Here is an 11419-nt window from a genome sequence, read left to right as displayed (position 1 = left end):
GCCCGGACCGCCGCGGCCGGCGGCGCGGCGCGCGGCGCCGCGATGGCTGGCCCGAAGGGTCATTCAAACATTTCAGGCAATCCGCCCCCTTTCCTGAAAAATGGGTTATTATTTCAGCCATCCCCGCCTGCCGACCTATCTTGCCACCCCTTTCCGCAGATTGAATTCCAGCAGACCGCCTCCACGTGCCCGTTGTAGTCCGGCAGCGTCGATGGCCAGGAATGGCTGAGCCACAGGCGTAAAACTAATCCCACTTTGACCCTCTGACTGAGGAAAACATGAGCGAAAATATCAAACACATCAGCGATGCCTCCTTCGACACCGACGTACTGAAATCGGACCGCCCCGTGCTGGTCGACTTCTGGGCCGAATGGTGCGGTCCCTGCAAGAGCATCGCCCCGATCCTGGAGGAAGTGGCCAAGGAATACGACGGCAAGATCCTGATCGCCAAGATGGACGTGGACGCCAACCAGGCCGTGCCGGCCAAGTTCGGCATCCGTGGCATCCCGACCCTGATCCTGTTCAAGAACGGCGTGGCGGCGGCCCAGAAGGTGGGCGCCATGGCGAAAGGCCAGCTGACCTCTTTCATCGACAGCAATATCTAAGTATCATGCAGCCCACCGGCGGCGCCGCGTTCGCGACGCCGCCGCGACTGGCAGGACGTCCGATGGCGGCGTCCATGTGATTAACCCCACGCAATCCCCTCCCCCACCCTTTACTTTCCCGTCACGGGACACTCAACACATATGCATCTATCTGAATTGAAGGCCTTACACGTCTCGGCGCTGCTGGAGATGGCGATCGGCCTGGATATCGACAACGCGGCCCGGCTGCGCAAACAGGAACTGATGTTCGCGATCCTGAAGAAGCGCGCCAAGTCCGGCGAGCAGATCTTCGGCGACGGCGCGCTGGAAGTGCTGCCCGACGGCTTCGGCTTCCTGCGCTCGCCCGACGCCAGCTACATGGCCTCGACCGACGATATCTACATCTCCCCGTCCCAGATCCGCCGTTTCAATCTGCACACGGGCGATTCGATCGAAGGCGAAGTGCGCACGCCCAAGGATGGCGAACGCTATTTCGCGCTGGTCAAGGTAGACAAGGTCAACGGCGAATCGCCGGAGGCGTCGAAACACCGCATATTGTTCGAGAACCTGACGCCGCTGCACCCGAACGAGCCGCTGCGCCTGGAACGGGAGATGAACGGCCAGGAGAACATCACCGGCCGCATCGTCGACCTGATCTCGCCGATCGGCAAGGGCCAGCGCGGCCTGCTGGTGGCGTCGCCGAAATCCGGCAAATCGGTCATGCTGCAGCACATCGCGCACGCCATCACGGCCAACCACCCGGACGTGACCCTGATCGTGCTCTTGATCGACGAACGTCCCGAGGAGGTGACGGAGATGCAACGCTCGGTGCGCGGCGAAGTGGTGGCCTCCACCTTCGACGAGCCGGCCACGCGCCACGTGCAGGTGGCCGAGATGGTGCTGGAGAAGGCCAAGCGCCTGGTCGAGATGAAGAAGGACGTGGTGATCCTGCTGGACTCGATCACCCGCCTGGCGCGCGCCTACAACACCGTGATCCCGGCCTCGGGCAAGGTGCTGACCGGCGGTGTGGACGCCAACGCCCTGCAGCGCCCCAAGCGCTTCTTCGGCGCCGCCCGCAACATCGAGGAGGGCGGCTCGCTGACCATCATCGCCACCGCCCTGATCGAGACCGGTTCGCGCATGGATGATGTGATCTACGAGGAATTCAAGGGCACCGGCAACATGGAGGTGCACCTGGAGCGCCGCCTGGCGGAGAAACGCGTGTACCCGGCCATCAACCTGAACAAATCGGGCACGCGCCGCGAGGAGTTGCTGATCAAGCCGGACCAGCTGCAGAAGATCTGGATCCTGCGCAAGCTGCTGTACTCGATGGACGAGATCGAGGCGATGGAGTTCATCCTCGACAAGATGAAGGCGACCAAGACCAACGCCGAGTTCTTCGACATGATGCGCCGCGGCGGCTAACGCCACCACGAAACAGCACAAAAGGGGCCGGACTCCAATTTCCACATGGTGGAAACTGGAGTCCGTCCCCTTTTTTTGATCCTTGCCGGCCTTGCCGAACGACTGTATAATCTTCGGTTGCATTAATTCAACCACTGGCAAGTGAGCGGCAATCGGGTCAAGAAGCAAGCCGACCGACGAAGTGCTGTTTGGCTACCTACCCATACCGAGGCAATAAATGAAAACTGATATCCATCCAGATTACCGCGAAGTTGTGTTCCACGACCTGTCGTGCGACTTCAAGTTCGTGACCCGTTCGACCATCCAGACCCGCGAAACGATCACCCACGAAGGTAAAGAATACCCTCTGGTCAAGATCGAGGTGTCGGCTGAATCGCACCCGTTCTACACCGGCAAGCACAAGATCGTCGACACCGCCGGCCGCGTCGAGAAATTCCGTCAGAAGTTCGGTTCCGTCGGTTCCAAAACTTCCGTCGCCAACGGTTAATTCCGCAGCGACCACAAGAAAGGCAGCCACGGCTGCCTTTTTTTGTTTTCCGCCCCGTCGCCCGCGCGGTTTTCCTGCATACTCCCGTCTACCTTTTATTTCGCACCGCCACAGATGAAGCCTGTCCGCCTTCCCGCCGCCGCCACCCTCGCGTTGCCACGCTGGGCCCTGTTCGCGCTGGGCTTGCTGTACATCCTGCCCGGCCTGATCGGCCGCGAACCATGGAAGAACGACGACGCGGCCAGCTTCGGCGTGATGTGGACGATGGCCCAGGGCGGCTGGCAGGACTGGCTGTGGCCCAACATCGCCGGCCTGTCGATGCCCGACGAGGGGCCGCTGGCGTTCTGGCTGGGCGCCATCGGCATCAAGCTGTTCGGCTGGCTGCTGGGCGACGTGCTCGGCGCGCGCGTGGCCACGGTGGCCGTGTTCCTGCTGGGAGTCGGTTCGCTGTGGTACGCCACCTTCAACCTGGGCCGCCGGCAGGACGCCCAGCCGCTGCGGCTGGCCTTCGGCGGCCAGCCCGAACCGAAGGATTTCGGCCGCACGCTGGCCGACGCGGCCATGCTGATCTACCTCGGCTGCCTTGGCTTGTTGCTGCACAGCCACGAGACCACGTCGGAGGCGCTGCAGGTGTCGCTGGTGGCGCTGCTGCTGTACCGCGCCGTGCGCTACATGGAACTGCCGTCGCTGCGCAACGCGGCCATGACGGGCCTGGCGCTGGGCCTGCTCACCCTGAACCGTGGCTGGATGACGCCGGCCTTCCTCACGCTGGCCCTGTTCCTGTGCACGCGCTTCCTGGAACTGCCGGCCGCGCGCAGCCTGCGCGACCTGCTGCTGGCCGTGGCCGTGGCCGCCGCCATCGCCGCCGTCTGGCTGCTGCCGGCCCAGTGGCTGCAACCGTATGGCGGCAGCCCCGTGCCGGGCTGGATGGCGTGGAATGAAACGCAGCTGGCCCTGCCCACCGTGCGCTCGCTGAAATTCTGCTTCCGCGTCGGCCTGTGGTTCTTCTGGCCGGCCTGGCCGTTCGCCGGCTGGGCCGTGTACGCCTGGCGCCGCCAGCGCCACGTGCTGCACATCGTGGTGCCCGTCACCTTCGTCGCCATGGGCGCGCTGCTGGCCCTGTTCCACCCCCATCCCGAGCAAGGCCAGCTGCTGGTGCTGCTGCCGGCCCTGTCCATCATGGCCGCGTTCGGCCTGCTGACCATGAAGCGCGGCGCCATCAACGCCATCGACTGGTTCTCGGTGATGGTGCTGACGCTGTGCGCGGCCGTGATCTGGATCTTCTGGTGCGCCAAGCTGACGGGCTGGCCGGCCCAGGCCGCCAAGAACGCGCTCAAGCTGGTGCCCGGCTTCAAGCCCGAACTGGGGCTGGCCGCCTTCCTCGTGGCCGCCGCCGCCAGCTGCGGCTGGATCGCCCTCGTGCACTGGCGCGTGTCGCGCCAGCCGGCCGTGCTGTGGCGGGCCGTGGTGCTGTCGTCCGGCGGCCTGATCCTGATCTGGATCCTGCTGATGACGCTGTTCCTGCCCGACATGAACTACAGCAAGAGCTACGCCGGCGTGGCGCGCCAGATCGCCGACAAGCTGCCGCCGGGCGTCGATTGCATCGAAACCAACGTGGGACCGGCCCAGCGCGCCTCGTTCGCCTACTACGCCCACCTGCCGTTCACGGGCATGACGGGCGGACGCTGCCAGCTGTTGCTGCTGCAAGACAGCATCCGCGTGCGCGACGACAAGGAAATCGCGCCGCAACACCGGGGCCGGCAATGGCAATTGCTGTGGGAAGGCCGGCGTCCGGCCGACCGCGAGGAACGTTTCCGCCTGTACCGCCGGGCCGATTGAGGCGGCGCCGCGCCCGCGCTTGAGGCGGTACCGCGCCCGCGCTTGAGGCGAGGCAAGTCCGGCGCCACGACAAGGCCCGCCGCTTGCTGCTATGCTAGACGCACAGACCGGGCGCTTTCCGCCCGGCGCCCAACTCGTCCGCCATGCCCCTCCGACCACTCCGCCCGGCGGCGGCGCTGGCCGCCGCGCTGCTGCTGCTGCGCGCCGGCCCGGCCCGCTGCGACGACACGCTGACGCTGCTGACCGAGCACGCGCCGCCGGCCAGCATGCTCGAGCACGGCCAGGTGACGGGGCGGGAGACGGACAAGATCCGCGCGCTCATGGACCGCACCGGCACCCGGTACCGGCTCGACGTGCTGCCCTGGAAGCGGGCCTACCACATGGCGCTGACCCAGCCGGCCACCTGCGTCTTTTCCACCTCGCGCACGCCCGAGCGCGAAGCGCGGTTCAAATGGGTGGGGCCGACCGACCAGGCCGACTGGGTGTTCTATGGCCGGCTCGACCACCGCTTCCCCCTGCGCACGCTGGAGGACGCCCGCCCGTTGCGCATCGGCACCTACAACGGCGACGCGCGCGACGACTACCTGCGCAGCCGTGGCTTCCAGGTCGAGGCCACCACGAACGACCTCGACAATCCGCGGAAACTGCTGCTCAAGCGCATCGACCTGTGGGCCGTGGGCAGGCGCGCCGGCAGTCCGGGCCCCGAGCGGCCGGACTGGCAAGGCGTGCTCGGCCCGCTGCTCGTGTTCCACCAGGTGCAGGTCTACCTGGCCTGCAACCGGGCCGTGCCGGACCAGCTGGTGGAACGGCTCAACACGGCGCTGCCCGCGCTGCGGCGCGACGGGACGTTCGGCAAGATAGAACGGCACTACGCGCACTGGCAGCCGACGCCATAGCGCCGGCCACGGCCGTCCGCCAGCCGCCACCCGTCAGCGGGCCGCCACGTACACCCGTCCCGGGTCGATGCGCGCGTGCTGCGCGAACGGCATGCGCTCCAGATGGCTGACCGCGATCGTGTCGCCGTCGTCGCGGAACACGAACAGCGTGCCGTCGCCGGAGGTGAACACGCCGGCCGCCAGCGGGAAGATTTCCACCCTGGCCTCATTGCGTATCCGGGTGAAATAGCGGTGGCGGCGCTGCTCGAACATCAGCACCAGTCCCGTTTCCAGCAGATAGGGCTGGGCATAGGCGCCGAATTCCTGGGGCGCCAGTTTGTACGGCGTGGTGGCCGTGACATTCTTGCTGATCCTGACCTGGACGCCGTCGCCGGCCGCGGCCGGTGTTTGCTGTTGCGCGCTGGCGGGGCCGGCCAGCAGGACGCAGGCCAGGGCGCCGGTGATGATTTTCGCGTGCATGATATCGCCTCCGAACAATGCCGCCCGCTACCGCCGGGCCTGCCGCGCACGCGCGCGGCGCATGTTTCATGGTAGCAGCCGGCGGCGCTTTTCCTAGCCGGAATTGACGGGCCGCGGGAGCCAACGGAGGGCGGGCCGCGAGATTATCGGCCTGCAGGGTTGCCCTGCTGTTGCAAATCAGTGATAATGCCTGTCGCGTTGCCTCGGTGGTGAAATTGGTAGACGCAGCGGACTCAAAATCCGCCGCCGCAAGGCGTGCCGGTTCGATTCCGGCCCGAGGCACCATTAGGATTTATGCGGGTTTCAAGCCGTTTTAGGTTGCGGAAGCGATCTTAAAAAGTTCCGCAAAAAACGAACAGTTCCGCAAAATGGCGCAGCGCCGATGAAAGCGCTGCTGCCCAACACCCTTTCTACAGATCCTCGGAGCTGGCATCATGCCCGGCTGGACGCGGGGATTCGCTCCAATCAACGCTGGAAAAATCCGGTATCACGAAGTCAAAGCTGCGGGCCAGCCGGCGCGCGAGCAGGTTGCCCTCGACAAAAGCATCATGAGCCTTCGCGGCTGCCGCACGATCGAGCTGGCGCACTACGTCCTGGAACTGCTCCCACCAGGCGCGTAGGAACTGGATGAGTTCGCACAACAGCTCGATATCGTTTAAGAGGGCGGCCTGGGGGCGAAAAGGTTGACCGTCAACCATGTGAGACGTATTATCCAAAGGAGTTTCCTTGCTTGAATAGGTTGGGAAATTAACCCCATTAACGTGCCCTGAGAAAGTCCGTTGATGGGGTTTTTCTTTTGCGACTTGGTGTCGCTAAGTAAAGAATACCAATTCCCCGCCGTCTCTCGCAACCATACGAGACCATCAAAAATCACGGGTGCTTAACACCGGATTTCCATTGGATATCTGTTAGGAATCAAGAAGATACCAGTTAGCTACCAGCCACCTTACAACCCATTGATTTTTAAGCAAATATCTTTTGAATTGAGGAATTACAAAGAGTATTGAATACCCCAAGATGCTATATATTGGGTATCAAGATGATGTATTTAATCAATGGAAAAGGGGCTGTTTCGTTAACACAAAAAGGTATTTGTTACCTCAAAAAGGATATTTGTCCACCAATACAACATCGATAAATATTACATTTCTGTTGTTGTTACGCAACGAATGTTGCGCAATCTACGGTGCGCCGTGGTCGCCAGCAGCGTTGACGGCATCCTTCAGCGCGTCGTACTGGACGATGCAGGCGTTGAGGCGCCGGATGGCGGCGTCGCCTTCGCTGGTGAGCCCTGCAAGACCTGCGGCAACCGATCCGTCAAGGTCGGCTGCAACGACGGCGTCGTGATCCAGTCGCCCAGCGGCGGCGCCGTCAGGGTGGACGGCTTCACAAATTGAGGTACCGGGGTGGACAAGGGTACGCAGGCTGCGACGGCCAGCGACAAGATCAGACTGCAGCCCAGCATTGCGGGTGTTCGCATCATCAAGCTCCTTTCGTTGTTTTTCCAGGCTCGCCACGGCTTCGGCCAGCTTGGCCTTGGCATCGGCCAGCAGATCCTCCAAGCGTGCCAGCTCGCGCTGCACGGCCGCCCGGTTCTTCGCGTCGATCACATCGCGCCGCTGGCTCTCGGCAGTGACGCCCTCCTCATAGATGTGGTGCTCGTAGGCCTGCTCTGCGCCTGCCAGCGTCAGCACCAGCAAGAGGATGGCGCCCAGCTTTTCTAATAGGGTGAATTGCATGTCATACGTCCTTCAGGCAAACGTCCAGCTCCAGCTGCCGGCGACGGGTCAGCCCAGGCAGCGGTACCAACACGCCCATGATCCGGGCCTTATTCCACTTTGGCAGCTCCAGGCAGGCATCGCGCCAGCTGTGGGCATGCAGATGACGGGCGGCCGTCGAGCTCCGGATATCGCAAGCGACCGCCGGTCCAGCGTTGTAGGTCGCATCCGCGAACGCTGCCAGCACGCTGACTGGCGCATCTGACGCGCAGCGATCGACTTGGTCGACGGCCTTGCGCATGTCGTTGTTCATGAAGGCGTCGCACTCAGCAGGGCTGTACCATCGGTTCTTCACCACATCGGAGCCGGTATGGCCACGGCACACGGTAAGGATGCCGGGCGGATCGTAATAGGCGATCTGGCGCAGTCCCTCACAAGGAACGGCGATCGTGGCCGCGATGGCAGCGGCTGCCGCCTTTTGGCGGGCTGTCTTCACTTCGATTCCTGCTTGATCATGCGGGCCACCAGGATGCCGCCGGAGAAGGCCGCGTAAGCCCAGTGCGGTAGAATCTCGGCGGCCTGTGGCAATGCCCATGCCAGGGTGGAAACGAAGGTCAGGGCTGCCGTCAGGCGCACGCTCCACAGGTTGTGCGCTTTCTTCCAGTCGTCAATCAATTTCATAGAATTCCTATCGCTTTGCCGTTACTTCGAAAGTGGCGCGCTCCATCACGCCGAGGCGCGCGTCATGGTTCTGCACCTGGTTTTGCAGGATCGTGATCGCAGCCTGGCTGGCCAGCTGCTTCTCCTGAATCGCTGCGATCTTGGTATCGCTGGTGCGCGACGCCTCGATCAGGGTATCCATCTTCTGGAACATGACACCTGCGGTAAAAATCGAGCCGGCGAGAATGCTCAAGAGGCCCCAGGCCGGAATGGCCACGGGCAGGTTGATGGTGTCCTTGAATTTCTCGGGCACAGAGGCTCCTTTACGGTTTGATCGCCATCAGCGCCGTCTCGCCGACGTGCTGCAGGTTGGCAAATTCATCCCGACCGGCGGCGCGCAGGGCGCCGGCGGCCAGCTCGTAGCAATACCAGCGGTCATCCTCTTTCCAGTTGCGATAGGGCGACAGGCCCAGGCCCAGCGCCGCGCGCCAGTCGTAGGGCTTGCCGCACTGCGCCTTCGCCCAGTCCAGGCCGGCGTTTGCATCCGGAACGGTGAACGCAACCCGGGAAACCACCACGCAGCCCGCAAGGACCTCGCCACGGGGCGCGCAGCGAACGCCATGAACCATGTTGGCTTCGTAGATGACGCTGTCGCACTCGATCATGCAATGCGACGAGCGGGACAACGCGAAGCGCGAGCGGGGCACTGCCCAGCGGATCAGCCACGAGATCGGATTCCAGCGGCGGGTGGTAAAAACCAAGGTGATGGTGCTCATTTGCGTCCTCCGGCGGAAATAAACATCTGGTCCAGAAAGTCATCGGTCCAGCCGAGCCCGGCCTTCATCTGGACCAACAGCGGATCATCACGGCGCAGCGTGCTCGAATATTCGAACTTGGACTGGGCTCGTAGGCGCTCGGTCGGATCTGGAATCGCCGCGAGTGCGCCGTTGATGGTATCCAGCAGGCCGCGCTCGATCAGCTCGTCGCGGGCCTGCCACATGGCGACCGATTCTGGGACTGGGCTTACCCAACCCAATGGGTAAATCACTGCATCGCTCATGCGAAGCTCCCGTAGGATTTCAGAACGTTGGATGAAACGCCGGCATACTTGTCGAGCGCGATGGGGAAGAACAGGGTTGGCAGGCCGGTCCAGCTGTACCAGGTGGCGGAGTAGCTCACCGCCTTGTCCGTGAGCGTGTCGGAGAAGATCGCCAGCGGGCTATTCGCGACTGTGTATACCGCCGTGATGGTGACACCCGATACGGATAGCTTCGAATAACTGGATCCGCCGACCCCGTAGAGATTCAACCCGGTGGCAATATCCGCGAGTAGAGCCGTTGGTGCGCTCGTACTGAACACCGCGCCGAATGTCAGCGTCGTCCCGCTGATTGACACCGCCATAAGGCCGCCTTGAACAACAAACACAGCGGTGGTGACGTTCACTGCAATGGCCCGGTGCCATCCCGCGTTCCCGGCAGCCACCACTATGGATCGCCATACGAAAGTAGAGCGCTGGTAGCCAGTCACCTGCGTCCCGGCAGCTGTCTGCACCACTCCAAGCGTAACAGTCGTGCCGCTCACGGTGATCCCATACCAGACGCTATCCGCGCTATTCGCAGCGCTAGTTCCGCAGAACATGAATGCGGATGCGCTAAGCGAGATGAGCGCGCCGAAACTTGATGTATTTGTATTGCCAATCACCGCTGCGGTGCCGCTAACTACGGCCGCGTTCAGTGTGATCGTGGTTCCGCTAATCGTCGCGACGCGTACTGTCAGAGTGGACGAGGCCGTATTCGATGTGGCGAAAACAATTAGCACGGCCGTGGCGGAGATCGGAGCCAGTCGGGCACAACTGTAGACCGCCGCCGACATGCCGGATGACACCCCGGTCCCGAGCGAGCAGGTCGTACCGGAAACCGTCAATACCATCAAGTCGGCGGAGGTCAGCGCTTGGCGCAAGAAGAATGTCGTCGCCGTGAGCTGCACAGGGGCATCGGTCACGCTGCCGGTCAAGGCCAGATTCGTCCCTTTCGTGATCGTTAACCCGGACAGGCTGCCGGCCACCGCAGTCGCGCCGCCGACGAATAGGAATGAGGTAGCGGAGACTGCATACAGGTAGCCAGGGTTGGTGGTAGATGCGATTAGCGTTACCGGAGCGCCCCAAAGGCCCGTGGTCGGGTCCAGGGCAATGACGTAGGTACCGGCACTGTCACTTAATGCGTACACGTGGCAGGTTGCCGACAGGGCGACGCTGGCCAGTACCGTCAATGTAGCGGAGCCAACCGCCGACGAAGTGCCGAGGTTTGGCGGCGTCATCCCCTGGCCGCCCCAAAATGCATGCGGTGTCCCGGTAACGAGCGGGGCGAGCGCCTTGAACGTTCCAGCGGAGAATCCGGTCGTAATCGACCAGCCATCGGAGGTGGTCAGCGTGGACGGGGCGGCAACGCTATTCGAAAGCGTGCAGAGGCCGAAACTATTCGAGATGCTCGTCAAGTCAGGCAGCGCTACTGGGCCGGCCGTATTCATGAATGCGTTGTAGCCGTATTGGTAAATCGAGCCCAAATAGGTCTGGAAGCAGTTGCCAGCCTCCTGCACCCAGTTGGCCCCATCAAGCGCCGGATCCAGCGTGCCGCCACCAACGGTGAGCCGACGGAAGGACTGCCCGCTGAGCAGGCTGTAGCGTCGGTCGCCGATCGCGTAGGTCGCGCCGCTCACCCACGGAAGGCTCGTGTTTGCATTGACGCTAGCTTGGGTGGCGCTGCCAGCAGCCGCTGTCGCGCTACCCGCAGCCGTCGTCGCGCTGCCAGCCGCCGCCGTCGCGCTACCGGCCGCCGCCGTTGCACTGCCGGCGGCAGCGGTTGCGCTGCCGGCCGCTGCCGTTGCGCTGGCTGATGCGGCGGCTGCACTTGAGGTGACGGAGTTGATCAGCGCCGTCGGATCACTTTGAGTCACGCCCAAAGTGATAGAGCGCGACTGCCGCTCGTTGATCTGCTGGACCATCATCGTCAGCTTGTCCAGCGCGTTCTCCACCACCTTCGGGTACCAGCCACCCTGATTCGGAAGGCTGGCGCCCTGCGTCATGCTGACATTGCGCAGAACGGTTACCTGGAAGCCGGTGGCCGGCGCCGCGGCGAGCGTGACTGTCCCTCCAGGGGAAACGGTCTGATCGGCGTTCAGGGCGACCGAATAGTCGGTCGTATAGACGAGCGAGGTGTCGGCGGCGGCCGTGTCGGTTCTGATGACGACGACATCGGTCTGAGCCTGGCAGGCAAAGCCGAAGGCAAAGGTGGTCGTGACGCCGTTGCAGGTGTATGGGCCGGATTTCGAGAGGTTGGACGCGACAGCCATGAA

Annotated in this window: 15 protein-coding genes and 1 tRNA gene; 7 read left to right on the top strand and 9 right to left on the bottom strand. The window is 63.2% G+C overall.

All coding sequences use genetic code 11. The features are described 5' to 3' along the window. The 6 genes from AC1RQG_RS25935 to AC1RQG_RS25910 all read left to right on the top strand — a co-directional run. Nucleotides 1-198, top strand: a 198-nt coding sequence (locus AC1RQG_RS25935) for a hypothetical protein (protein WP_493135987.1), incomplete at its 5' end; no start/stop codon positions are given. An 80-nt stretch (nt 199-278) separates the two neighbouring features. Then, nucleotides 279-605, top strand: a complete 327-nt coding sequence (trxA, locus tag AC1RQG_RS25930; RefSeq protein WP_493135985.1) for a thioredoxin TrxA — start codon at nt 279-281, stop codon at nt 603-605. 141 nt (nt 606-746) lie between these two features. Continuing rightward, a complete protein-coding gene (gene rho / locus AC1RQG_RS25925; RefSeq protein WP_182154088.1) occupies nt 747-2009 on the top strand; it encodes a transcription termination factor Rho in 1263 nt (420 codons plus the stop codon). A gap of 217 nt (nt 2010-2226) precedes the next feature. Further along, nucleotides 2227-2496, top strand: coding sequence for a type B 50S ribosomal protein L31 (locus AC1RQG_RS25920; RefSeq protein ID WP_493135982.1), 270 nt, complete (start codon nt 2227-2229; stop codon nt 2494-2496). A gap of 114 nt (nt 2497-2610) precedes the next feature. Continuing rightward, on the top strand, nt 2611-4335 hold the full coding sequence (locus AC1RQG_RS25915; RefSeq protein ID WP_493135981.1) for an ArnT family glycosyltransferase: 1725 nt from the start codon (nt 2611-2613) through the stop codon (nt 4333-4335). Nucleotides 4336-4478: 143 nt separating this feature from the next. Further along, complete coding sequence (locus tag AC1RQG_RS25910; protein WP_493135980.1) at nt 4479-5231, top strand: substrate-binding periplasmic protein; 753 nt, start codon at nt 4479-4481, stop codon at nt 5229-5231. Between the two features lie 33 nt (nt 5232-5264). On the opposite strand, the gene AC1RQG_RS25905 is transcribed toward AC1RQG_RS25910, so the two are convergent. Further along, entirely contained in the window at nt 5265-5690 is a 426-nt protein-coding gene (locus tag AC1RQG_RS25905; protein WP_493135979.1) for a hypothetical protein, read from the bottom strand. 200 nt (nt 5691-5890) lie between these two features. Here AC1RQG_RS25905 and AC1RQG_RS25900 point away from each other — a divergent pair. Continuing rightward, a tRNA-Leu gene (locus AC1RQG_RS25900) sits at nt 5891-5975 on the top strand. A 125-nt stretch (nt 5976-6100) separates the two neighbouring features. On the opposite strand, the gene AC1RQG_RS25895 is transcribed toward AC1RQG_RS25900, so the two are convergent. The 8 genes from AC1RQG_RS25895 to AC1RQG_RS25860 all read right to left on the bottom strand — a co-directional run bounded on the left by AC1RQG_RS25895 (nt 6101) and on the right by AC1RQG_RS25860 (nt 11416). Next, nucleotides 6101-6406 (bottom strand): hypothetical protein, encoded by a 306-nt coding sequence (locus AC1RQG_RS25895; protein ID WP_493135978.1) that lies wholly within the window; start codon nt 6404-6406, stop codon nt 6101-6103. 465 nt (nt 6407-6871) lie between these two features. Then, the gene (locus AC1RQG_RS25890; RefSeq protein ID WP_493135976.1) at nt 6872-7429 is read right to left on the bottom strand and encodes a lysis system i-spanin subunit Rz; all 558 of its coding nucleotides are present in this window, start codon (nt 7427-7429) and stop codon (nt 6872-6874) included. Between the two features lies 1 nt (nt 7430). After that, entirely contained in the window at nt 7431-7904 is a 474-nt protein-coding gene (locus tag AC1RQG_RS25885; RefSeq protein ID WP_493135974.1) for a lysozyme, read from the bottom strand. Continuing rightward, a complete protein-coding gene (locus tag AC1RQG_RS25880) occupies nt 7901-8089 on the bottom strand; it encodes a DUF7940 domain-containing protein (protein WP_493135972.1) in 189 nt (62 codons plus the stop codon). Before AC1RQG_RS25880 ends, AC1RQG_RS25885 begins: the two co-directional genes overlap by 4 nt. A 7-nt stretch (nt 8090-8096) precedes the next feature. Further along, nucleotides 8097-8381, bottom strand: a complete 285-nt coding sequence (locus AC1RQG_RS25875) for a hypothetical protein (RefSeq protein ID WP_493135970.1) — start codon at nt 8379-8381, stop codon at nt 8097-8099. A gap of 10 nt (nt 8382-8391) precedes the next feature. Beyond that, nucleotides 8392-8844, bottom strand: coding sequence for a hypothetical protein (locus tag AC1RQG_RS25870; protein WP_493135968.1), 453 nt, complete (start codon nt 8842-8844; stop codon nt 8392-8394). Next, nucleotides 8841-9128, bottom strand: coding sequence for a hypothetical protein (locus AC1RQG_RS25865; RefSeq protein ID WP_493135966.1), 288 nt, complete (start codon nt 9126-9128; stop codon nt 8841-8843). The genes AC1RQG_RS25870 and AC1RQG_RS25865 overlap by 4 nt, the downstream gene beginning before the upstream one ends. Further along, complete coding sequence (locus AC1RQG_RS25860; protein ID WP_493135965.1) at nt 9125-11416, bottom strand: autotransporter outer membrane beta-barrel domain-containing protein; 2292 nt, start codon at nt 11414-11416, stop codon at nt 9125-9127. The genes AC1RQG_RS25865 and AC1RQG_RS25860 overlap by 4 nt, the downstream gene beginning before the upstream one ends. Nucleotides 11417-11419: the final 3 nt, after the last annotated feature.

This window comes from Rugamonas sp. GW822-FHT03B10 (genome assembly GCF_058801745.1).
The sequence above is the reverse complement of the archived record's forward strand: the minus strand, read 5'-3'. Positions and strand labels throughout refer to the sequence as shown.